We start from the raw sequence: 21,083 nt of genomic DNA, 5'->3' as shown, positions 1-21,083 counted from the left end.
TCTACCCGCGGGGTCCGCCGGGGGGTCAGCGCAGCACGCCCGAGCGGCGCGCGGCCGAGACCGCCGCGGTGCGGGAGGTGACGCCGAGCTTCGCGAACACGTGCGCGAGGTGCGACTTGACGGTGGTCTCGGTCACGAACAGCCGGGCGGCGACCTCGGTGTTGCTGAGGCCCTGGGCGACGAGGGCGAGCACCTCGGTCTCGCGGGCGCTGAGCCGCGGGGCGGGGGACCGGAGCCGCTCGAACAGCCGCGTGGCGACGGCGGGGGCGAGCGCGCTCTCGCCGGCGGCGGCCGCGCGGATCGCCGCGAGCAGCTCCTCCGGCGGCGCGTCCTTGAGGAGGTAGCCGCTCGCGCCGGCCTCCACCGCGCCCAGGATGTCCGCGTCGGTGTCGTAGGTCGTGAGGACGAGGACGGAGGGCGGCTCGGCGGAGGAGCGCAGCGCCCGCGTCGCGTCGACGCCGGTCTGGCGGTCGGCGCCGAAGCGCAGGTCCATCAGCACCACGTCCGGGTGCAGGCGGGCGGCGGCGTCGATCGCCTCCGCGGGGGAGCCTGCCTCGCCGACCACGGTCAGACCGTCCTCCGCGCCGATCAGCGCGCGCAGCCCGGCGCGGACGATGGGGTGGTCGTCGACGAGGAGCACGCCGATCACGCGGCGCCTGCCACGGGGAGCTCGGCGCGGACCGTCGTCCCGGCCGGCGAGGAGTCGACGTCCAGCCGCCCGCCGAGCTGCTCGGCCCGATCGCGCATCGCGCGCAGGCCGAAGGAGTCCGGCCGGGCCGAGGGGGTGTCCGCCTCGGGGTCGAAGCCGGTCCCGTCGTCCGCGATCTCGAGGCGGGCCGTCCGACCGTCGCTGCGGAGCGTCAGCGCGACCGTGCTCGCTCCCGAGTGCTGCAGTGCGTTCGCGACCGCGCCCTGGGCGAGCCGGAGCAGCGCGGTCTGCGTCTGCATCGGCAGCGCGCGGCCGTCCTCGGCGTCGACCGTGACGACGACTCCCGAGCGCTCCCAGTGCGTGGCGGCCAGTCGCCGCAGCGCTCCGTCGATGCTCTCGCTGTCGAGGGCGGGCGGGGAGAGCTCGCGGATGAAGCGCCGGGTCTCGTGCAGATCGGCGGCGGCCGTCTCCCGGGCGAGCCGGACGTGCTCGATGCCCGGCCGTCCGGGGTCCGCCCGCTCGGCCGCGTGCAGCAGCATCTGGATGCTGGAGAGGCCCTGCGCGACGGTGTCGTGGATCTCGCGGGCCAGCCGGGAGCGCTCCTCGGCGACGGCGGCCGCGAGCTCGCTCGCGCCGAGCCGGTCGCGGGTGGCGAGCAGCTCGGCGAGCAGCTCCTCCCGCTCGCGCGCCTCGCGGGCCAGCGCCCGCGCGGCGAGGCCGATCAGGATCGCGATGCCGGCGGCGATCACCGGCCCGACGACCCCGCCGATGCTCCACCGGTCGTCCCAGCCGAGGGCGGCGACGGCGATGGCGGTGAGGCCGAGCACCGCGGCGATCGCCGCCCGCGGGGGCAGCACGTGCATCGCCAGGAAGAACAGCGGGAACGCGAGGTAGGCGGCGTCGGACTCGAGCAGGACGAGAGCGGCCCAGGCGAGGGTCACTCCCGCGAGCCAGAGCAGCCCGCGGCGCCGCGAGCGGGCCGTCCAGCGCGGCCCGGCGAGGTACGCGCCGAGCAGGAGGAGGCAGAGCAGGAGCACCGCCGGAGTGCTCGGGCCGGGCTCGACGAGCGTGCGCACGGCGACCAGGGCGAGCAGGCCGCCGACCAGGAGGTGCAGTCCCGCGCGCAGTCCCGTCAGGACGGGGGCGAGCGGAGTGTGCGGCACGGGGGAACGCTACGCACCGCGGGGCTGCCTGTCATCGTGCGAAAGGAGGAGGCGGCCGTCCCTCGAAGAGCGGGCGGCGCCCCCGGTCGACCGCACGATGCGCCGGATGCGCGCCGCTTCCAGGCTGGAGGGGCCGCCGATCCCGCGGCATCGACTCCCTGGAGGTCCCCGTGTTCGTCGCCTGGCGCGAGCTGCGTTCCGCACGCGGCCGATTCCTGCTCATCGGCGCGGTGGTCGCGCTGCTCACCCTCCTGGTCGGGTTCCTCTCCGGCCTGACCGGCGGTCTGGCCCTGCAGAACGTCTCGGCGGTGCTCGGCGTCCCCGCCGACCGCCTCGTCTTCTCGGCCGGCGCCGACGCACCCTCGTTCGCCGACTCCTCGGTCACCGCGCAGCAGGAGGCGGAGTGGGCGGCGCTGCCGGGCGTCGCGTCCGTCGAGCCGCTCGGCGTGCTGCAGGCCCGGGCGGAGGCGGGCGGCGCGCGCGTCGCGGTCGCCGTCCTCGGGGTCGACGCGGCGCTCGGGGCGCCGGCCGACCCGGGCGGCATCGCCCTCTCGGCACCGGCGGCGAGAGCGCTCGGCGTCGGAGTCGGCGACACCGTGAGCATCGCGGGCACCTCCGCCGTCGTCTCCTCGATCGGCGGCGACGATTGGTACAGCCACACCCCCGTCGTCCGCCTCCCGCTCGCCGCCTGGCAGGCGCTCGCGGCCTCGCTCGGAACACCGGCCGACGCGACCGTCCTCGCGGTGCGCGGCTCGCCGGACTGGGCGGCGGGCGAGGCGGCGACCGGCATGGTCTCGCGCGCTCCGCTCGCCGCGCTCACCGCGATCGGCTCGTTCCGGTCCGAGATCGGCTCGCTGCTGCTGATGGTCGCGATGCTCTTCGGGATCGCCGCGCTGGTCGTCGGCGCGTTCTTCACGGTCTGGACGATGCAGCGCTCCGGCGACATCGCCGTCCTGAAGGCCCTCGGCGCCTCGACGCGCTCCCTCCTCCGGGACTCCCTCGGCCAGGCCCTCGTCGTGCTGATCGCCGGGACGGGGGCGGGGCTGCTCGCCGTGGTCGGGCTCGGGAGCCTGGCCGGCTCCGCCCTGCCCTTCCTGCTCAGCCCCGTGACCACGCTGGCCCCGGCCGCCCTGATGATCGCGCTGGGACTGCTCGGCGCCGCCGCGGCCCTGCGCGCCGTCGTCTCCACCGACCCCCTCACCGCACTCGGGAGCGCACGATGATCGAACTGCACGACGCCACCCTCACCTTCGACGACGGCGGCTCGCGCCTCACCGCCGTCGACCGGGCCGACCTCGAGTGCCGGCCGGGGACCGTGACCGGGCTGACCGGCCCGAGCGGCTCCGGCAAGTCCAGCCTGCTCGCCCTGGCGGCGACGCTGATCCGCCCGGACTCCGGCCGCGTGCTGATCGACGGCGACGACGTGTCGCGCCTGTCCCGCGCGGGGGCGGCCCGGCTGCGCCGCTCGCGGATCGGCATCGTCTTCCAGCAGGCGAACCTGCTGCCCGCGCTGACCGCCCGCGAGCAGCTGCTGGTCATGGACCGGCTCGGCGACCGGCGGCGGAGCTCGGCGACGGCGCGGGCGGACGAGCTGCTCGCGGAGGTCGGTCTCGCGGACCGCGCCCACGCCCGCCCGGCGCAGCTGTCGGGCGGTCAGCGGCAGCGGGCGAACATCGCCCGCGCGCTGATGAACGCGCCGTCGGTGCTGCTGGTCGACGAGCCGACGAGCGCCCTGGACACCGAGCGCGGTGCGGCGATCGTCGACCTGATCGTCCGCCTCACCCGGGAGCGCGGCACGGCGACGCTCCTGGTGACACACGAGGAGGCGCACCTCCCGCGGCTCGACCGCGTGGCGACGATGCGGGACGGGCGGCTGTCGGCCGGCGAGCCGTGCGCCGCGGTGCCGGCCGGCCGGCGGTCCGCGGCGCGGTAGCGTCGCCCGCATGAGCACCGCACTGATCACCGGAGCGTCCACCGGCATCGGCGCCGCCTTCGGGCGCGCCTTCGCCCGCCGGGGCTTCGACCTCGTCCTCGTCGCCCGCGACCGGGGCCGGCTCGAGGAGGCGGCCGCCGCCTTCCGCGCGCTCGGCGCCCCGCACGTCGAGGTGCTGCCCGCCGACCTCTCCGACCGCGAGGACGTCGAGCGGGTGCGCGTCCGGCTCGTCGACCCCGAGCGGCCCGTCCGGGTGCTGGTCAACAACGCCGGCTTCGGGATCGACGGCAGCTTCGCCGAGCCTGACGTCGCGGCGCAGGACGAGGCGTTCGAGGTGATGGTCCGCTCCGTGTCCGTGCTCTCCGGCGCCGCGGCGCAGGCGATGGTCGGCCGCGGGCGCGGGGCGATCCTCACCGTGTCGAGCGTCGCCGGCTTCGTGCACCTCGGGCCGTACTCGGCGATCAAGGCCTGGGCGACGGCCTTCACCCAGTCGCTGGCGGTGGAGCTGCGCGGCAGCGGCGTGCGGGCCGCGGCGCTCTGCCCGGGCTGGGTGAGCACCGAGTTCCACGAGCGCGCGGCGATGGACACCGCCTCGATCCCCTCCTTCCTCTGGCTGGACGCGGACGCGGTGGTCGAGGAGTTCCTGCGCGACGTGGCGCGCGGCTCGGTCGTCTCGATCCCGTCCTGGCGGTTCGGCGTGCCGATCAGCGTGGTCCGCCACCTGCCCGGCTCCCTGGTCCGCCGGCTCTCCGCGGCGGTGAGCGCGCGGCGCTGACCGCCCGCCGCGGCCGGGCACGGCAGAGGTGCGGATCGGCCGTCCCTATTCCCGGCGTTCCTCCACGCGGCGTTCCGTACACTTGACGCTCGTGGTTGCCGATCAGATCCATCTCGTGCGGCACGGCGAGGTCTTCAACCCCGACCGGGTCCTCTACGGGCGACTCCCGCACTTCCGGCTCTCGGACCTGGGCAACCGGATGGCGCGCGCCGCCGCCGACGACCTGCTCGAGCGCCGCCGCCCCGTCACGGCGCTCTTCGCCTCGCCGCTGCAGCGCACCCAGGAGTCGGCTCAGCCGATCTCGCAGGCCTTCGAGCTCGAGATCGTCACCGACGAGCGCCTGATCGAGCCGACCAACCGCTTCGAGGGCAAGCGCGTCGCCGCTCGCAACTCGGCGCTCAAGGACCCGCGCAGCTGGCCTCTGCTCCGCAACCCCTTCGAGCCCAGCTGGGGCGAGCCCTACCTCTCCATCTCGGCGCGGATGTACGCGGCGCTCGAGTCCGCCTGGCAGGGCACGGCCTCCGGCGACGCCGCGCTCGTCAGCCACCAGCTGCCGATCTGGACCACTCACCGCGCGATCGCGGGGGAGAAGCTCTTCCACGACCCGCGCAAGCGCCGCTGCGCGCTGTCGAGCATCACCACCTTCGAGCGCCGGGGCGACCGCTTCGTCGAGGTCGGCTACTCCGACCCGGCGGCCGGCCTCCAGGGCCTCGCGACCGACGTCGGAGCGGTCTGATGCGCCGCACCCGCGCGCTCGGCGTGCTCGTGCTCGTCGGCGCCCTCGCGCTGAGCGGCTGCACCCGCGACAAGCTCGCCGAGGACTACCGGCAGGGCACCAACAACGGCTTCATCTCCGGCGACGGCACGATCACGGAGGTCCCGGTCGATCAGCGGGGCGAGGCGATCGAGTTCACCGGGACCGACGAGGACGGCGAGACCATCGACTCGGCCGATCTCGCGGGCAGGGTCGTCGTCGTCAACTTCTGGTACGCCAGCTGCGCTCCCTGCCGTGCCGAGGCGGCGGACCTCGAGCAGGTCAACAGCGAGTTCGCCGGTCAGGACGTCTCGTTCGTCGGCGTGAACGTGCGCGACCAGGCGCCGACGGCCGCCTCCTTCGCCGCCGACTACGGCATCAGCTACCCCTCGATCGTCGACACCGACTCCTCGGTGCAGCTCGCCTTCACCGGCGACGTCCCGCCGAACGCGGTGCCGACCACGATCGTCCTCGACAAGGAGGGCCGGGTCGCCTCGCGCATCCTCGGTCAGCTGCAGGAGGCGTCGATCCTCTCGACGCTCGTGGGCGACACGCTCGCGGAGTCGGAGTAGCGCGGTGAGCGAGGTCGTCATCAGCGGCCAGCTCCTCCTCGCGGTGCCGATCGCGCTGCTGGCCGGGCTCGTCTCGTTCGCGTCGCCCTGCGTGCTCCCGCTGGTGCCGGGGTACCTCGCCTACGTCGGCGGCTTCACCGACGCCGACGAGCGCGCCGCCCGGGGCCGCCGCCGCATCGTGCTGGGCGTGCTGCTGTTCGTGCTCGGCTTCTCGCTGGTCTTCGTGCTCTTCGGCGTCGCCGCCGGCTCGATCGGCTTCTGGCTGCGCGCCTACGCCGACGTCATCACCCGCGTGCTCGGCGTCTTCGTCATCGCGATGGGGCTGGTCTTCATCGGCCAGCTCTCCGTCCTGCAGCGCACGATCCGTCCCGGCTTCCGCCCGGCGACCGGGCTGATCGGCGCCCCGCTGCTCGGCATCGTCTTCGGCGTCGGCTGGACCCCCTGCCTCGGCCCGACGCTGACCTCGATCCTCGCCCTGAGCTACGGCGCCGGCTCGCCCTGGCGCGGTGCGCTGCTGACGGTCGTCTACTGCCTCGGCCTCGGCATCCCCTTCCTCCTGGTGGCGTTCGGCTTCAGCTGGGTGACCACCACCCTCGCGTTCGTGAAGCGCCACATCCGCGTCATCAACATCGCCGGCGGCGTCGCCCTCGTCCTGATCGGAGTCCTGATGGTCACGGGCCTGTGGAACACCCTCGTCTACGGAGCACTCTTCGAGGTGATCAATGGCTTCCAGCCCGCGCTCTGAGTCCGACTCGAGCACCGAGTCCGACTCGAGCACCGACGCCTCGGCAGGCACCGACGCGACCCAGCGGAAGGCGGACGCGTCCTTCCGCCCCGCCGACCACTTCGACTCCGACGGGTCGATCACCCAGCCGACCCTCGGCTTCACCGGCTGGGTCCGCTGGATGTGGCGCCAGCTCACCAGCATGCGGACCGCGCTGTTCCTGCTGCTGCTGCTCGCGATCGCGGCGGTGCCGGGCTCGCTCGTGCCGCAGCGCTCCTCCGACCCCAACGGCGTCACCCAGTACTTCGTCGACAACCCGGACCTCGCGCCGCTGCTCGACAAGGTCCAGGCGTTCGACACCTACACCTCGGCGTGGTTCTCGAGCATCTACCTGCTGCTGTTCGTCTCGCTGATCGGCTGCATCATCCCGCGGACGAAGCACCACTTCGAGGCGATGCGCTCCCGCCCGCCGCGCACCCCCGCCCGCCTGCAGCGTCTGGCCGGCTACACCGTCCGCGAGGTCGAGGGCGCGAGCGAGGAGGAGGCCATCGCCTCCGCGCAGGCCGTCCTGCGCCGGGCGGGCTACCGCACCGAGCGCCACGACGACCCGCGCGGCCGCTGGTCGAGCGTCTCGGCCGAGCGCGGCTACCTCCGCGAGACCGGCAACCTCGTCTTCCACTCCGCGCTGGTCGGCATCCTCCTGGCCGTCGGCATCGGCGGCGGCTTCGGCTACAGCGGCCAGCGCGTGCTGGTCGAGGGCTCGCAGGGCTTCGCCAACAACCTGGCCGGCTACGACTCCTTCAACCCGGGCCGGTTCTTCGACAGCAGCCAGCTCGACCCGTATCAGCTGACCCTCGACTCGCTCGACGTGCAGTACGAGGAGCAGAACCAGCAGGCGCTCGGCCAGCCGGTCGACTTCACGGCGCACGTGACGACCACGCAGCGCGACGGGGACTCCTCCGACGAGACGATCAAGGTCAACGACCCGCTCGCGGTCGGCGGCACCAACGTCTACCTGCTCGGCAACGGCTACGCGCCGACGATCACGGTGCGCGACCCCTCGGGCACGGCGATCTTCACCGACTCGGTGCCGTTCCTCCCGCAGGACGCGAACCTCACCTCGGTGGGCGTCGTCAAGGTGACCGACGGCCTCGCCGAGCAGGTGGGGCTCACCGGCTTCTTCTACCCGACCCAGGACGAGCTGGCCTCCGGAGCGTCGACCTCGATCTTCCCGGACCTGCAGTATCCGGTGCTCTCGCTCAACGTCTTCGAGGGCGACCTCGGCCTCGACGGCGGGGTGCCGACCTCGGTCTACGTGCTGAACACCGACTCGCTCACCCGCCTCACCGGTGGGCAGACCGGCGTGCCGTCGATCACGCTCAAGCCGGGCGACTCCGCCGAGCTGCCCAACGGCCTCGGCACCGTCACCTTCGACAACGTCGGAGCCGACCCCTCCGTCGTCGGGACCGACAGCGTCAAGCGCTTCGCCTCGTTCGACATCCACCACGACGCGACCCAGGGCTGGGTGCTGCTCTTCGCGATCCTCGTGCTCGCAGGACTGCTCACCTCGCTGTTCGTGCCGCGGCGCCGGGTGTGGGTGAAGGCGACGAGCGGGGCGGACGGCGGGCTGACGCTCGAGTACGCCGGGCTCGCCCGCGGCGAGGACCCGCAGCTGACGCGCGCGGTCCGGACGATCGCGGACCGGCACGCTCCGCTCGACCAGCCCTGAGGTCGGCCGGCCCGACGTCGGTCTGCTCCGACGCCGGCCGGCCCTGACGCGGCCGGCACCGGACTCGTCCGGGGCCGCGGTCAAGTGATCCAACCTGTGCATGTGTGCAGGGGCGCCTCACGGCGCCGTCGCTTACCCTGGAGGGGTGATCGAGACCCTCTCGCAGTACTCCGTGCTGTGCCTCTACTCCGCCATGGGCATCTACGCCCTGGCCTTCATCTTCTTCGCCATCGACCTGGCCCGGCGTTCGTCGGTCGCCGACGGCGACTCGATCGAGGTCGTGCGCGAGGCCGAGCGGGTCGCCTCCAGCGCCGCCGCCGACCGCGCGGCGAGCGGCAAGGCCACCGTCGCGTCCGGAGCGGCCTCCGCCGGCGGCAGCGGACGCACCGCGACGCTCTCCCGCCTCGGCAGCCGGGTCGAGGACGAGGTGTACAACGCGCCGTCCCGCTCGAAGGCGATGCGGATCGGCTTCTCGCTCACGCTCCTCGCCTTCGTCCTGCACCTCGGCGCCACCGTGCTCCGCGGCATCGCCGCCGGCCGGGTGCCGTGGGCCAACATGTACGAGTTCTCGATCACCGGGACCGTCCTCATCATCGGCGTCTTCCTCGCCGTGCAGCTGCGCTGGGACCTCCGCTTCCTCGGCGCGTTCATCACCGGCCTCGTGCTGGTCCTCCTCGGCGTCGCCACCGTCAACTACTACGTCGACGTCGTCCCGCTGCCGCCGGCCCTCCAGTCCTACTGGCTCGTCATCCACGTGCTCGTCGCGATCCTCGGCACCGCCTTCTTCGCCCTCGGCTTCGCGCTCTCCGTCACCCAGCTGCTCCAGTCGCGGAGGGAGACCAGCGGCGAGAGCGCCCCCTCCGTCCTCCGCTTCCTGCGCACCCTCCCCAGCTCGCTGACCCTCGAGAACCTCGCCTACCGAGTCACGATCATCGGCTTCATCCTCTGGACCTTCACCCTCATCGCCGGCGCCGTCTGGGCCGAGAAGGCCTGGGGCCGCTACTGGGGCTGGGACACCAAGGAGGTCTGGACCTTCATCATCTGGACCATCTACGCCGGCTACATCCACGCCCGCGCCACCCGCGGCTGGCGCGGCACCCCCTCCGCCTGGCTCGCGATCATCGGCTTCTCCGCCGTCATGTTCAACTTCGGCGTCGTCAACGTCTTCTTCAAGGGGCTCCACGCCTACTCCGGCCTCGACACCGGCATGTGATCTGCGGGCGCTGGCGGGCGCGCTCGCGGCGTTGTCGTCGGGGTCCGTAGCTCCGCTACGCACCCCTCCTCCGCCTTGCGATCACACCCACCAGCACCCGCAGATCCGTACTGACTGCGGGCGGGGCCGTCGCTGCGCGACGAGCACTCGGGAGCAGGGCCGTCGCTGCGCGACGAGCCTTCGCGGCAGGGCCGTCGCTCCGCGACGAGCACCTCCTGGGGGCGGCAGCGCCGTTCGCAGAACCGTCGGCGCATTCATGCTGGTCGAGTAGCCCCGCAGGGGCGTATCGAGACCCACCGTCGTCAGCAGGGTGGTCTGCAGACTCGCCTGCTGGCGTCGGTGGATCTCGATACGCCCGCTGCGCGGGCTACTCGATCGGCATGAGGGCCGCGCTCCGCAGGACCGCGGGGCGGCCTCACCCTTTTTGCTGGTCGAGTAGCCCCGCAGGGGCGTATCGAGACCCACCGTCGTCAGCAGGGTGGTCTGCAGACTCGCCTGCTGGCGGTGGCGGATCTCGATACGCCCGCTTCGCGGGCTACTCGATCGGCATGAGGGTCCGCGGTCCGCGGGACGGCCTCATCTTTTTGCTGGTCGAGTAGCCCCGCAGGGGCGTATCGAGACCCACCGTCATCAGCACGGCAGGCCTGCAGACTCGAACTCGATCCGCCCGCTGAGCGCGCTACTCGATCGGCGTGCAGTGCAGAGCCGGTCAGGCGCCCGTGATCACGTCGATCAGGTGGGGGGCGAACGGCTCCGCCAGCGCGAGGACGAAGCGGGTGCGGGCGCCCTCGGGGTGGACATCGCGGTAGAGGCCGCGGAGGTCGGGGAGGGTCTGGCCGCGGCCGGGACCGAAGGAGGTGTCGACCTCGACGGGGACGCGCGGGGCCGAGGTCAGCTCCAGGGCGCCGACGGCGATGGCCGCGGCCATCGGGTCGTGCAGCGCGGCGGTCCGGTCGCCGAAGTGGCCGACGTAGAAGTCGAAGTAGTAGTCGAGCGCGTGCCCGATCGCGGACGCCAGCGGATCGGCGGAGCGGATCAGGACGTCGCGCTGCTCCTCGTCCAGCAGGTGCTTCATCGTCACGTCGAGCGGGACGAGCGTGAGATCCCAGTCCTCAGCGACGACCTCGGCGGCCGCGGCCGGGTCGTGCCAGATGTTCGCCTCGGCGACGGCGGTCACGTTGCCCGGCGCGAGCCCCGCGCCGCCCATCACGGTCACCGAGTGCAGCAGCGACGGCAGCTCCGGGTGCTTGCGCAGTGCGAGCGCGAGGTTCGTCAGCGGGCCGATCGCGACCAGCCGCAGCTCGCCCTCGTGCTCGCGGGCGAGGCGGAGCAGCAGGTCCGCGGGGTCCTCGTCGACCGGCTCCGCGCCGACGGGCAGCAGCACGCCGCCGATGCCGTTCTCGCCGTGCACGTGCGGGGACCCGCCGGAGTAGGGCTCCTCGAGGAAGTCGTGCGCGCCGACCGCGACGGGGACGTCGGTCCGGCCGGCGAGGGCGAGCAGGCCGAGGCTGTTGACGGCGGCCTGGCGGGCGTCGGTGTTGCCGCTGACGGTGCTGATGCCGACGAGCTCGGCGAGCGGCGAGCGCAGCAGGTAGGCGAGGGCGAGCGAGTCGTCGATGCCGGTGTCGCAGTCGAGGAAGACGGGGACGGTGGGTGCGGTCACGGGACTCCGATGCTCGAAGGGGGCGGGGTGCGGCGGGCATCGGCGGCCGGAGCAGATCCATTCTGGCCCTCCGGCGGCGCCGCCCCGACCGCGGGTAGCCTGAACCGGTGCCCGCCGTCCGGCCGGTGCCCGAGACGAGGAGGGGCCCGTGCCGCGTCCGTCCCTCGTCGCCACCGTCGCCGACGCGCTGCTCGACGAGATCGTCGCCGGCCGCATCCCGATCGGCTCCGAGCTGCCGAGCGAGGGCGAGCTGGCCCTTGCGCACGACGTGAGCCGGGCGACCATGCGCGAGGCGCTCGGCCGCCTCCAGGGCCTCAACGTCATCGACGCGCGCCGGGGCAAGCGCGGCACGGTCAATCCGGTCGCCCGCTGGAGCGACCTCGAGCCGATCCTGCGGGCCACCGCCTCCGGCGTGGACTCCGCCGAGGCGTCGCTGCACCTGATCGAGGTGCGCGAGATGATCGAGACCGGCGCCTCGGCGCTCGCCGCGGTCCGCCGCTCCGACGCCGACCTCGCCCGGCTGGAGGAGGAGCTCGCGCGGATGACCGCCGCGCACGAGAGCGGCGACCTGGCCGCCTTCGTCGCCGCCGACATCGCCTTCCACGACGTGATCCTCGCCGCGACCGGCAACGTCTTCGTCGCCGCCGTGTTCGCGCCGCTCGCGAAGGTGATGCGGGCCAAGCGCGAGCAGACCTCCGCGCTGGTGCAGATCCAGCGCAACGCCCTGGCCAAGCACCACGCGGTGCTCGAGGCGATCCGCGCCGCGGACGCGGACGCCTCCCGAGCGGCGATGGCCGACCACATCGCCCAGACGGCGGAGGACCTGCGGCGCTACGTGCTCTCCGGCGACGACTCCTCCGAGTAGGCGGCCGGCCTGCCGACAGCGGTGGATCTCGATACGCCCGCTGCGCGGGCTGCTCGATCAGCAGGAAGAGGGCGCTGCGCGGACTGCTCGATCAGCAGAAGCGGCTGCCGCTCGAAGCGCGCGACTGCGCGCGAGCATGCTGGTCGAGTAGCCCCGGAGGGGCGTATCGAGACCCGCCCACCGCCAGCGGGGAGGTCTGCAGACCGGCCTGCTGGCGGTGGTGGATCTCGATACGCCCGCTGCGCGGGCTACTCGATCAGCAGGGAGGGCCGCTCGGTCTGCGAAGACGGTGCCGCTCGAAGCGCGCGACCGCGGGCGAACATGCTGGTCGAGTAGCCCCGGAGGGGCGTATCGAGACCCGCCCACCGCCAGCGGGGAGGTCTGCAGACCGGCCTGCTGGCGGTGGTGGATCTCGATACGCCCGCTGCACGGGCTACTCGATCAGCAAGGAGGGGGCGCTGCGCGGGCTGCTCGATCAGCAGAAGCGGGTGCCGCTCGAAGCACGCGACTGCGCGCGAGCATGCCGGTCGAGTAGCCCCGGAGGGGCGTATCGAGACCCGCCCACCGCCAGCACGGAGGTCTGCAGACCGGCGTGCAGACGGTGGTGGATCTCGATGCGCCCGCTGCGCGGGCTGCTCGATCAGCAAGGAAGGGATGGCTTCTCCGGAGGAGGGCGGCCCCTTCCACCACAGGCCGGTCTGCTTGTAAGATATCTGATACCTCAGGACGAAGGAGTACCGGTGATCTCGGAGACGACGCTGCTGCAGCAGTACCCCGCGCAGGTGCCGGTCGAGGCCGCCGCCGTCGCCGCCACGCGGACGGAGCGCACGCCGGTGCTGGTCGTGCTGGACGACGACCCGACCGGCACGCAGTCCGTCGCCGACCTGCCGGTGCTGACCAGCTGGGCGGAGGAGGACCTCCGCTGGGCGCTCGCCACCGGCGCACCGGCCGTCTACGTCCTCAGCAACACCCGGAGCCTCGCGCCCGAGGACGCCGCCGAGCGCAACCGGGAGATCGTCGCGAGCGCGCTCGCCGCCGCCCGCGCCCTCGACGTGCCGGTCGCCTTCGTCAGCCGTGGCGACTCCACGCTGCGCGGGCACTTCCCGCTCGAGACCGCCACCATCACGGACGCCCTCGACGGCGCGGTCGACGCCGTCCTCCTGGTCCCCGCCTTCCCGGATGCCGGCCGGGTGACGATCGGCGGCGTCCACTACATGCGCGGCGCGGAGGGGCTCCAGCCGGTCGCCGAGACCGAGTTCGCCCGTGACTCGACCTTCGGCTACGCGCACTCCGACCTGCGCGAGTGGGTGGCGGAGAAGACGGAAGGCCGCTGGCCGGCCGACCGGGTCGTCGCGCTCGGCCTCGACACGATCCGCGCGGGCGCCGACGCGGTAGCGGCCGTGCTCGCTCCGCTCCGCGGCGGCGTGCCGGTGGTCGTCGACGCGGTCACCGAGGACGACCTCCGGCTGCTGGCCCTCGGCCTCGCACGAGCGGAGGAGGCCGGCCTCCGCGTGCTCTACCGGGTCGGTCCGCCGTTCGTCCGGGCGCGCATCGGCCAGGCGGTGCGCCCACCGCTCACCGCGGACGAGGTCTTCCCGAGCGGATCCGCCGCGGCCGATCGGACCCGCGGCGGCCTCGTCGTCGTCGGCTCGCACGTCGGCCTCACCTCACGTCAGCTGGCGCGGCTCGCGGCGTCCGAATCGCTCCGCGCGACCCTCGAGCTCGACGTCGACCGAGCCGTCGACCCCGAGCGCGCCCCCGCGCATCTCGCCGAGCTCGTCGACGAGGCGGTCGCGGCGCTCGCGGAGGGCGACGTCGCCGTGCACACCAGCCGCTCGCTCCGCCGCACCGACGACCCGCAGGAGAGCCTCGACATCTCCCGGCGCGTCTCCGCGGCCGTCGTCGCCGTGGTCCAGGGCGTCCTCGCCCGCGTCCGCCCGCGCTTCGTCATCGCGAAGGGCGGCATCACCTCGAGCGACGTCGCCTCGAAGGGCCTCGGCATCCGTCGCGCGATCGTGCGCGGACCGATGCTGCCCGGCCTGGTCTCGCTCTGGGAGCCCGTCGAGGGCCCCGCGACGGGCATCCCGTACATCGTCTTCGCCGGCAACGTCGGCGACGACGAGTCGCTGGCGCAGGTCGCCGCGACGCTCCGCGCTCCCGCGCTCTGACCGCGCACCCTGATCCGCCCCGATCCCCTGGAGGACTCCGTGACCACGCCCGACACCACTTCCACTCCCACCCCCGCCTCGGAGTACACCGTCGCCGTCCTCGGCCTCGGCGCGATGGGCCTGCCGATGGCGACCCGCCTGGCCGGCTCGCTGACCGTGCACGGCTTCGACATCGCCGAGCCGCGCCTCGCGCTGGCCCGCGAGGCCGGCATCACCCCCTTCGGCTCGGCCCGCGAGGCGGTGGTCGGCGCCGACGCGACGCTGCTCGCCGTCCGGAACGGCGCCCAGTTGCGCGAGGTACTCTTCGGCGGCGCCGACTCCGAGGGGATCGCGACCGCGCTGCGCGCCGGCTCCGTCGTGATCATGACCAGCACGGTCGGCATCACCGAGGTGACCGAGGTGGCGGCGGCGCTCGCCGAGCACGGGGTCGACCTGGTCGACGCCCCGCTCAGTGGCGGACCGGTGCGCGCCGGGGAGGGCGACCTCCTGATCGTCGTCGGCGCGACCCCTGCCGCGCGCGAGCAGGCGCGCCCCGTGCTCGACCTGCTCGCCTCCACCCTCAGCGTCATCGGCGACCGCCCGGGCGACGGTCAGGCCTTCAAGACCGTCAACCAGCTGCTCTGCGGCGTGCACATCGCCGCCGGGGCGGAGGCGCTCGCGCTGGCCGCGAAGCTCGGCCTCGACCCGGCGGCCACGCTCGAGACGCTCTCCGCCGGCGCCGCAGGCTCGTTCATGCTCGGCAACCGCGGGCCGCGGATGCTGCAGGCCGGCGAGGAGGGCGGGGCCGAGGTGCTGAGCCGCCTCGACATCTTCGTCAAGGACCTCGGCATCGTCACCACGGCCGCGCGCGGCGCGGGTCTCGCCACTCCGGTCGCCGCGGCGGCCGAGCAGCTCTTCCTGCTCGGTGCGGCGCAGGGACTCGCGGCGGCGGACGACTCCGCGATCATCTCGGTGCTCGCGCCGCCCGCCTGATCGGGCGGCCCGGAGAGGCTCAGAGCAGCGCCCACGTCTCGCGGAGGCGGTCGCGCCACCAGGCCAGCCGCTCCGGCGCGACCGCGTGGCGAAGCAGCAGCGCCTCCGACACCTCGACCCGCTCGACCGGGATCGCGCCGTCGACGGGCCGCAGCGGCCGCTCGGTCACGTCGGCGGCGAGCAGCGAGGCCGTGCCGAGCCCGCAGTCGTAGGGCAGCTCGGGCAGCGCTGCGGCGAGCGCCGCTCCCATCGCCAGCCCGACCGAGCTGTCGAGGGCGCTGGAGACCACCGCGGGCAGCCCCGCCTCGGCGACGATTTGAAGCGCCCGCCGCACCCCGCCGAGCGGCTGGGCCTTGACCACGAGCAGGTCGGCGGCACCGGCGCGCGCGACGGCGAGCGGATCCGCGGCCTTGCGCACGCTCTCGTCGGCGGCGACCGGGATGCCCATCCACTTCACCCGGCGGCGCAGATCGGCGAGCTCGTCGACGCTCGCGCACGGCTGCTCGACGTACTCGAGGTCGGCGGAGGCGAGCGCGTGCACGGCGTGCTCCGCCTCGTCGACGTTCCAGCCGCCGTTCGCATCCACCCGGATGCGGCCCTCCGGACCGAGCACCCGGCGCACCTCGGCGACCCGCGCCACGTCGTCGGCCAGGGTCTGCCCGCGCTCCGCGACCTTCACCTTGGCGGTGCGGCAGCCGTGGTAGCTCGCGAGGATCGCGGCGACCTCGCCGGCGTCCACCGCGGGCACCGTCGCGTTCACCGGGATGCGGTCGCGCAGCGGTGCGGGCTGCTCGCTCCAGCCGTAGTCGAGGGCGGCGCGCAGCCAGGCGGCCGACTCGGCGGGCCCGTACTCGAGGAACGGCGAGAACTCGGTCCAGCCCTCCGGCCCGCGGACCAGGGCGATCTCGCGATGGTCCACCCCACGGAAGCGGGTGCGCAGCGGGAGCGCGACGACGCGCAGTCCGGCGTCGACCTCCTCGAGGGCGGGCAGAGCGGCGGGGAGGGGAGCGGGCACGACATCGTCCATCCCGCCATCATCCTCCGCCGCGCGGACCGACTGGGACGGGCGGCGCTCCTGCCGCGTCGACGACGACCGCGGGCAGTCCGCCCTCGCCGCCGACCGGTGCCCGCCCCCGTGCGAGACTGGCGTCCACGACGCTCGACCCCGGAGGGATGCGATGAGCCAGGTACCCGTGAGCCCGCCCCCGATGAGCCCGTCGCCCGCGGTGCCGCCCGGTGCCCCCGGAGCACCCCGGCCGCTCGGCACCGGCGGCTGGATCGCCCTGGGCACCAGCATCGTCGTCGGCGTCGTCTACACCGGCGTGCTCGGCACGCTGCTCGCTCTCGGCATCGGCACCGCGATCGACGCGACCGCCGACGCCCTGCCGACCGCGGCGCCCGGCTTCACCGACGAGCCGTTCGGCGAGGCGACCGAGGGCCCTGGCAGCGGCGACCCGACCGACCCGCTCTACGACTACCCGGGCTATCAGGACGGCGACGCCGCGCTCGTGCTCGCGCAGCCGTCGGCCGAGGCTGCGATCGCGCAGTCCGAGGCGGCCGTCGCGGCGATCGAGTCGACCGTCCTCGACGGCTGGACCTCGGCCGACGACGAGTACTACGAGCGCTCGGAGAACGGCTACGGCGGCCCGTCGCTCCTCTACGACTACATCTCGGCCACCAGCTACGCCGACGCCGACCTCGGCTCCGCCGACGCCAAGCAGGCGGTCGTCGACGTGTTCACCGCCGCGGTCGCGCCGCTGGGCTTCGACGCCGTCGACGTCGCCGACACCCCGGCGGAGTGGTCGGAGGTGGGCTACGAGTACGAGGGCGACCTGAGCGACGAGGAGGCGGGCGCCGCGCTCTGGGTCGTCACCGCCTACTCCACGGTGGAGGACGTGCCCGCGATCGAGATCGGCCTCGTCGATCTCGGCGCCGACAGCACCGGAGACGTCGAGCGGATGCTCGACGACGTCGGGCTGACGCCGCCGGACAGCGGCGCGTTCCTCGCGGGGTACGCCAACGCGATCCTCGAGGAGGGCGACCGCGCCGAGTTCACCGAGCGGATGCAGGCCTACGGCGGAGTCGCCGCCACCTGAGCCTGCGGTACCGGCAACCGGGTGACCTCGCAAGCCCGAGCCGACGACCCGCGCGCCGCCTAGCGTGAGGGCATGGCCCAACCCCGAGCGACCAGACCCCTGCGCGACTACGCGGCGATCGGCGACGGTCGCACCGTCGCGCTGATCGCGAGCGACGGGAGCGTCGACTGGCTGCCCGTCCCCGACCTCGGCTCGACCCCCGCGTTCGCCGCGCTGATCGACGCCAAGACCGGCGGCTGCATCGAGCTGTCCCCGGAGGAGCCCGCGGAGACGACCCGTCGCTACCTGGGCGACACGAACGTGCTCGAGACCACCTTCACCACCGAGTCCGGCACCGTGACGGTGACCGACGCGCTGGTGACGGGCATCGCCGGGCGCCTGCCGTGGGCCGAGCTGGCGCGCCGAGTCGAGTGCACCGACGGCGAGGTCCGGATGCGCTGGGTCGTCCGCCCCGGCACCGGCCTCGGCACCTTCTCCCCGTGGATCCAGAACGCGGACGGCCGCTCGCTGATCCGGGCCGGCGACATCACGATCGGTGTCACCGGGAAGGACCACGGGCCTGTCGACGAGTCGGCGCCCTCCGGCGCGGGCGACGAGCTCGCCGGCGCCTTCGTCGCGACCGCCGGCGGCGAGCGGCACGTCCTGGTCGTCTCGGCGACGCACGACGAGCCGCTGCACTTCCCGGTCGCGGTGAACGTCGACCGCGGGATCGACCGCACGCTCGCCAGCTGGCAGTCCTGGTCCGACGAGTTCTCCTACGACGGTCCCTGGGCCGGAGCGGTGCAGCGCAGCGCGCTCGCGCTGAAGCTGCTGATCTACTCGCCCACCGGCGCGATCGCGGCAGCGGCCACCACCTCGCTCCCGGAGTCGCCCAACGGCGGCAAGAACTGGGACTACCGCTTCGCCTGGGTGCGCGACGCCGCGTACACGGCGCACGCGCTGGTGCGCTTCGGTCTGCGCGAGGAGACGCACGCGGCGCTCTCCTGGCTCCTGCGCACGATCAAGGAGCACGGCCCGGATCTGCACATCTTCTACGGCCTCAACGGCTCGCTGCCGACCGAGCAGACCGAGTACGACGTCCCCGGCTACGCGGGCATCGGCCCGGTCCTCGCCGGCAACGGCGCGCAGAGCCAGCTCCAGCTCGGAGTCTTCGGCGACCTCTTCGACATCTGCCGCATCTACGTCGACGAGGGGAACGTCCTCGACATCGAGACCGGACGGCTGCTCGCCCGCGTCGCCGACACCACCTGCGACCTCTGGCGCAACCGCGACGCCGGGATGTGGGAGCTCGAGGAGGAGCAGCACTACACCTCCTCGAAGATGGGCTGCTGGCAGGCGCTCGACGCCGCCGTGCACCTCGCCGAACTCGGGCAGGTGGCGGGCAGCCCCGACCGCTGGCGCTTCGAGCGCGACCGCATCCGCGACTGGATCGAGGAGAACTGCTGGTCCGAGGAGCTCGGCTCCTACGTGATGTACCCGGGCACCGAGGAGCTGGACGCCTCCGTCCTGCTGCACGCGCCGAGCGGCTACGAGCGCGGCGAGCGGATGGTCTCGACGATCGACGCGCTGGTGAAGGAGCTGGGCCGCGGCGCCCTGCTGTTCCGCTACTCCGGCATGGAGGCCGAGGAGCACCCGTTCGTCGCCTGCTCGTTCTGGCTCGCCGGTGCCCTCGCCTGCGTCGGCCGGCACGACGAGGCGATCGCCCTGATGGACGAGCTGGTCGAGACGGTGCCGAACGACGTCGGTATCATGTCCGAGATGGTGGCCGTCGACGACCTCGCCTTCTGGGGCAACCTGCCGCAGGGGCTCAGCCACCTCGCGCTGATCAACGCCGCGATCACGATCGAGGAGCTGGCGCCGGAGAAGATCGGCGACCGCTGATCGCGGCGTCCGGGCCCCCGACGATCGGCGCGGCGCACCGCTAGACCCGGCGACGGGTTCGCGCAACCCGGTTGAGGGGCTCCCGCCACGGCGCGTAGACCGGACTCATCACCCCGGACCGTCCTGCGCGGCGTGCCCGGGAGCGGCAGGAAGGAAGACCAGATGGACCTCGGCATCTCCGGGCGCACCGCCCTCGTCACCGGCGGCGACTCCGGCATCGGCTGGCACACCGCCCAGCTCCTGCTCGCGGAGGGCGTCACCGTCGTCCTGAGCGACAAGGACCAGGGGAAGCTCGACGAGGCGGCCGCCCGCCTCGGCGCCGCAGACGGGACGCTGCACGCCTTCGCCGCCGACGTCACGAGCGTCTCCGAGCTCGCCGCCCTGCACGAGCGGACGGCCGAGGCCGTCGGCGAGATCGACATCCTCGTGCAGTGCGCGGGTGTCACCGGCGCCCAGGGCCTCTTCCACGAGATCGACGACGAGGGCTGGACCAGCACGCTCGAGACCGACCTGCTCGGCCCCGTCCGGCTCGTCCGCGAGTTCCTGCCCGACCTGCGCTCCGGAGGCTGGGGCCGCCTCGTGCTCACCGCCTCCGAGGACGCGGTGCAGCCCTACGACGACGAGCTGCCCTACTGCGCGGCGAAGGCCGGCGTGCTGGCGCTCGCCAAGGGCCTCTCCCGCTCCTACGCCCTCGAGGGCCTGCTCGTGAACGCGGTGTCGCCGGCCTTCATCCACACGCCGATGACCGACGCGATGATGGACAAGCGCGCCGACGAGAACGGCACCTCGAAGGAGGAGGCGATCTCGTCCTTCCTCGACGAGGAGCGGCCCTACCTGGAGCTGAAGCGACGGGGCCGGCCCGAGGAGGTCGCCGCGGTCATCGCGTTCCTCTGCTCGGAGCGCGCCTCGTTCGTGAACGGCTCGAACTACCGCGTCGACTCGGGCTCGGTCGCGACGATCTAGCCCCGGGCGTCCAGCCCCGCAGTCCCGGCGCCGTCCAGGTCGCGCACCCCGCGCGTCCGGGCGACGTCCAGCCGAAAGAGTCACAATCGAGGTCGGGTTTTCCGCATCCCGGCACTGTCAGAGAAAGGAACGGTCCATGACCACCACCCTCGAACGCCACGTCGAAGCCCCCGCGGGCTCCGGAGCGAAGACCAGCCGCCGCCAGAACGCCGAGAAGGGCTTCAAGGCCTCCAAGGAGCTGCTCGACAGCCTCCAGATCGTCCTCGTCGACCTGATCGAGCTGCACGTCCAGGGCAAGCAGGCGCACTGGAACGTCGTCGGCAAGAACTTCCGCGACCTCCACCTCCAGCTCGACGAGATCATCGAGGCTGCGCGCGAGTTCAGCGACGACATCGCCGAGCGCATGCGCGCGCTGCACGGCATCCCGGACGGCCGCAGCGACACCGTCGCGGCGACCACGACGCTCCCGGAGTACCCGCACGGCGAGATCGACACCGCCGAGACCGTCGACCTCATCACCATCCGCCTCGAGAACACCGCCGCCACCATGCGCGAGGTGCACGACCAGGTGGACGACGAGGACCCGACGAGCGCCGACCTCCTGCACGCGATCATCCAGAGCCTCGAGCAGTACGCCTGGATGGTGTCGGCCGAGAACCGCACCACCTCCGCCGCGAAGTAGCACCACCGCACCACCCGTCGAGGGACCCCGCCTGCGCGGGGTCCCTCTTCGCGTCCCCGGGGTTCGCACCGACGGAGGAGCCCGCGGAGCGGGCGCACTCTCTGTCGATCGAGCAGCCCGCGCAGCGGGCGCACCTCATGCTGATCGAGCAGCCCGCGCAGCGGGCGCACTTCATGCTGATCGAGCAGCCCGCGCAGCGGGCGTATCGGTGATTGCCTTGGTGTGTCGCGGGGTTCTGACTCGTCTGCGTATCTGACGCCTGGCAGGGCTGTCTGGATCTC

General features: G+C 73.5%; 19 protein-coding genes. 15 read left to right on the top strand and 4 right to left on the bottom strand.

What is annotated here, in order from left to right:
- Positions 1-25 precede the first annotated feature (25 nt).
- Both EDF17_RS08005 and EDF17_RS08000 read right to left on the bottom strand, forming a co-directional pair.
- The gene (locus EDF17_RS08005) at positions 26-649 is read right to left on the bottom strand and encodes a response regulator transcription factor (RefSeq protein WP_123446610.1); all 624 of its coding nucleotides are present in this window, start codon (positions 647-649) and stop codon (positions 26-28) included.
- Positions 646-1,812 (bottom strand): sensor histidine kinase, encoded by a 1,167-nt coding sequence (locus tag EDF17_RS08000; protein ID WP_123446609.1) that lies wholly within the window; start codon positions 1,810-1,812, stop codon positions 646-648. Before EDF17_RS08000 ends, EDF17_RS08005 begins: the two co-directional genes overlap by 4 nt.
- A gap of 170 nt (positions 1,813-1,982) precedes the next feature.
- Between EDF17_RS08000 and EDF17_RS07995 the strand changes: the two genes are divergently transcribed.
- The 8 genes from EDF17_RS07995 to ccsB all read left to right on the top strand — a co-directional run bounded on the left by EDF17_RS07995 (position 1,983) and on the right by ccsB (position 9,512).
- The gene (locus EDF17_RS07995; RefSeq protein WP_123446608.1) at positions 1,983-3,035 is read left to right on the top strand and encodes an ABC transporter permease; all 1,053 of its coding nucleotides are present in this window, start codon (positions 1,983-1,985) and stop codon (positions 3,033-3,035) included.
- Positions 3,032-3,745, top strand: coding sequence for an ABC transporter ATP-binding protein (locus EDF17_RS07990; protein ID WP_123446607.1), 714 nt, complete (start codon positions 3,032-3,034; stop codon positions 3,743-3,745). Before EDF17_RS07995 ends, EDF17_RS07990 begins: the two co-directional genes overlap by 4 nt.
- A 10-nt stretch (positions 3,746-3,755) precedes the next feature.
- Positions 3,756-4,520 (top strand): SDR family NAD(P)-dependent oxidoreductase, encoded by a 765-nt coding sequence (locus EDF17_RS07985; protein ID WP_123446606.1) that lies wholly within the window; start codon positions 3,756-3,758, stop codon positions 4,518-4,520.
- A gap of 91 nt (positions 4,521-4,611) precedes the next feature.
- Positions 4,612-5,256, top strand: a complete 645-nt coding sequence (locus EDF17_RS07980) for a histidine phosphatase family protein (RefSeq protein WP_123446605.1) — start codon at positions 4,612-4,614, stop codon at positions 5,254-5,256.
- Positions 5,256-5,846: a TlpA disulfide reductase family protein gene (locus EDF17_RS07975; protein ID WP_123446604.1), complete on the top strand. Its 591-nt coding sequence runs from the start codon at positions 5,256-5,258 to the stop codon at positions 5,844-5,846. The genes EDF17_RS07980 and EDF17_RS07975 overlap by 1 nt, the downstream gene beginning before the upstream one ends.
- A gap of 4 nt (positions 5,847-5,850) precedes the next feature.
- A complete protein-coding gene (locus EDF17_RS07970; RefSeq protein ID WP_123446603.1) occupies positions 5,851-6,591 on the top strand; it encodes a cytochrome c biogenesis protein CcdA in 741 nt (246 codons plus the stop codon).
- A complete protein-coding gene (locus EDF17_RS07965) occupies positions 6,569-8,299 on the top strand; it encodes a cytochrome c biogenesis protein ResB (protein WP_123446602.1) in 1,731 nt (576 codons plus the stop codon). The genes EDF17_RS07970 and EDF17_RS07965 overlap by 23 nt, the downstream gene beginning before the upstream one ends.
- Positions 8,300-8,492: 193 nt before the next feature.
- Entirely contained in the window at positions 8,493-9,512 is a 1,020-nt protein-coding gene (ccsB, locus tag EDF17_RS07960) for a c-type cytochrome biogenesis protein CcsB (RefSeq protein ID WP_123447029.1), read from the top strand.
- Positions 9,513-10,221: 709 nt separating this feature from the next.
- Here the strand turns inward: ccsB and EDF17_RS07955 are convergent.
- Entirely contained in the window at positions 10,222-11,175 is a 954-nt protein-coding gene (locus EDF17_RS07955) for a nucleoside hydrolase (RefSeq protein WP_123446601.1), read from the bottom strand.
- Between the two features lie 148 nt (positions 11,176-11,323).
- Between EDF17_RS07955 and EDF17_RS07950 the strand changes: the two genes are divergently transcribed.
- From EDF17_RS07950 to EDF17_RS07940, 3 genes are all read left to right on the top strand, one after another.
- Positions 11,324-12,040 carry an FCD domain-containing protein gene (locus tag EDF17_RS07950; RefSeq protein WP_123446600.1) on the top strand — a complete coding sequence of 239 codons (717 nt, stop codon included), beginning with the start codon at positions 11,324-11,326 and terminating at the stop codon, positions 12,038-12,040.
- Positions 12,041-12,780: 740 nt separating this feature from the next.
- The gene (locus EDF17_RS07945; RefSeq protein ID WP_243732829.1) at positions 12,781-14,208 is read left to right on the top strand and encodes a four-carbon acid sugar kinase family protein; all 1,428 of its coding nucleotides are present in this window, start codon (positions 12,781-12,783) and stop codon (positions 14,206-14,208) included.
- A gap of 39 nt (positions 14,209-14,247) precedes the next feature.
- The gene (locus EDF17_RS07940) at positions 14,248-15,180 is read left to right on the top strand and encodes an NAD(P)-dependent oxidoreductase (RefSeq protein WP_260321549.1); all 933 of its coding nucleotides are present in this window, start codon (positions 14,248-14,250) and stop codon (positions 15,178-15,180) included.
- A gap of 19 nt (positions 15,181-15,199) precedes the next feature.
- Here the strand turns inward: EDF17_RS07940 and EDF17_RS07935 are convergent, their stop codons facing one another.
- Positions 15,200-16,207 carry an o-succinylbenzoate synthase gene (locus EDF17_RS07935; RefSeq protein ID WP_123446598.1) on the bottom strand — a complete coding sequence of 336 codons (1,008 nt, stop codon included), beginning with the start codon at positions 16,205-16,207 and terminating at the stop codon, positions 15,200-15,202.
- A gap of 166 nt (positions 16,208-16,373) precedes the next feature.
- Here EDF17_RS07935 and EDF17_RS07930 point away from each other — a divergent pair, with 166 nt between their 5' ends.
- The 4 genes from EDF17_RS07930 (at position 16,374) to EDF17_RS07915 (ending at position 20,802) form a co-directional block, all read left to right on the top strand.
- Entirely contained in the window at positions 16,374-17,276 is a 903-nt protein-coding gene (locus EDF17_RS07930) for a hypothetical protein (RefSeq protein WP_133671950.1), read from the top strand.
- Between the two features lie 72 nt (positions 17,277-17,348).
- Entirely contained in the window at positions 17,349-19,157 is a 1,809-nt protein-coding gene (locus EDF17_RS07925; protein ID WP_123446596.1) for a glycoside hydrolase family 15 protein, read from the top strand.
- A gap of 162 nt (positions 19,158-19,319) precedes the next feature.
- A complete protein-coding gene (locus EDF17_RS07920; RefSeq protein ID WP_123446595.1) occupies positions 19,320-20,120 on the top strand; it encodes an SDR family oxidoreductase in 801 nt (266 codons plus the stop codon).
- A 136-nt stretch (positions 20,121-20,256) separates the two neighbouring features.
- Positions 20,257-20,802 (top strand): DNA starvation/stationary phase protection protein, encoded by a 546-nt coding sequence (locus tag EDF17_RS07915; protein ID WP_123446594.1) that lies wholly within the window; start codon positions 20,257-20,259, stop codon positions 20,800-20,802.
- Positions 20,803-21,083 lie beyond the last annotated feature (281 nt).

Source organism: Rathayibacter sp. PhB1 (assembly GCF_004362935.1).
Classification (GTDB): domain Bacteria; phylum Actinomycetota; class Actinomycetes; order Actinomycetales; family Microbacteriaceae; genus Rathayibacter; species Rathayibacter festucae.
Note: the sequence above shows the minus strand (reverse complement) of the source record. Positions and strands in the feature narration are given on the sequence as shown.

Coding starts and splice junctions, on each gene's coding strand:
- EDF17_RS07975 (WP_123446604.1), top strand. CDS start 5,256: ATGCGCCGCACCCGCGCGCTCGGCGTGCTCGTGCTCGTCGGCGCCCTC.
- EDF17_RS07985 (WP_123446606.1), top strand. CDS start 3,756: ATGAGCACCGCACTGATCACCGGAGCGTCCACCGGCATCGGCGCCGCC.
- EDF17_RS07990 (WP_123446607.1), top strand. CDS start 3,032: ATGATCGAACTGCACGACGCCACCCTCACCTTCGACGACGGCGGCTCG.
- EDF17_RS07935 (WP_123446598.1), bottom strand. CDS start 16,207: ATGGACGATGTCGTGCCCGCTCCCCTCCCCGCCGCTCTGCCCGCCCTC.
- EDF17_RS07920 (WP_123446595.1), top strand. CDS start 19,320: ATGGACCTCGGCATCTCCGGGCGCACCGCCCTCGTCACCGGCGGCGAC.
- EDF17_RS07965 (WP_123446602.1), top strand. CDS start 6,569: ATGGCTTCCAGCCCGCGCTCTGAGTCCGACTCGAGCACCGAGTCCGAC.
- EDF17_RS07925 (WP_123446596.1), top strand. CDS start 17,349: ATGGCCCAACCCCGAGCGACCAGACCCCTGCGCGACTACGCGGCGATC.
- ccsB (WP_123447029.1), top strand. CDS start 8,493: ATGGGCATCTACGCCCTGGCCTTCATCTTCTTCGCCATCGACCTGGCC.
- EDF17_RS07915 (WP_123446594.1), top strand. CDS start 20,257: ATGACCACCACCCTCGAACGCCACGTCGAAGCCCCCGCGGGCTCCGGA.